Origin of the sequence: Allobosea sp. 2KB_26 (assembly GCF_052115715.1) — a bacterium.
In the GTDB taxonomy this organism is placed as follows: domain Bacteria; phylum Pseudomonadota; class Alphaproteobacteria; order Rhizobiales; family Beijerinckiaceae; genus Allobosea.
In genome coordinates, this window is record NZ_JBFRHE010000062.1 from 1 (window position 1) to 811 (window position 811).

Below are 811 nucleotides of genomic sequence, written 5' to 3' on the forward strand. Positions count from 1 at the left end.
CGCGTTGTCACGTTAATCGCGGACGACCGAAGCGAACTCAACCGGGTGACGGGCTCACGCTGCGAGGCCGGCCACGGCTTTCCAGTGCGCCATGGCGCGCAGACGATGCAGATGGGTGGCGAGGGCGGAGCGACGGGACCGGGACGGGACGAACAGGTTGCGGACGGCGGAGAAGATCGCAACGAAGCGTTGCAGGCCTCCCGGGGATCGAAAGCCTTGCATCGTCCGCTCGCGCTTTCGGAGCGGCAGGTGTGAGTTCTCGGCGCGGTTGTTGAGGCCCTTGTGCGCGCGATGCTCGATCGTCGGCATGATCTGGCGCCGGGCGGCGGCATAGGAGCTGAGCTTGTCGGTGATCATCCGCCGGGGCGCACAGCCCTGCTTCTGAAGAAGGCGTATCAGCAGTCGCCGCGCTGCCTTGGTGTCACGCCGGGTCTGGACGATCTCATCCAGGGTATAGCCGTCCTGATCGACCGCCCGCCAAAGCCAATGCTTCTTTCCGGCGATGGTGACGACGACCTCGTCGAGATGCCAGATGTCGCGCCGACCCGGGTTCTTCCGCCGGAGCCGGCGGGCGTAATCCCGCCCGAACTTCAAGGCCCAGCGCCGCACCGTCTCGTAGGAGACGGCGATGCCGCGCTCCAGAAGCATCTCCTCCACCAGGCGAAGGCTCAAGGGAAAGCGAAAATACAGCCACACCGCATGCGCGATGATCGCCGGAGGGAACCGATGGCGCTTGTAGCTGATGGTCGGCAGGGTCATGCACGCCCACCTACACGGCTTGCCGCCATGCCGGAGTTAACGTGACAACGCC

Annotated in this window: 1 protein-coding gene; it reads right to left on the minus strand. The window is 65.5% G+C overall.

Annotated elements, in window-relative coordinates; all coding sequences use genetic code 11:
* Positions 1-54: 54 nt before the first annotated feature.
* A complete protein-coding gene (locus tag AB4099_RS35205; RefSeq protein ID WP_441481507.1) occupies positions 55-759 on the minus strand; it encodes an IS6 family transposase in 705 nt (234 codons plus the stop codon).
* Positions 760-811 lie beyond the last annotated feature (52 nt).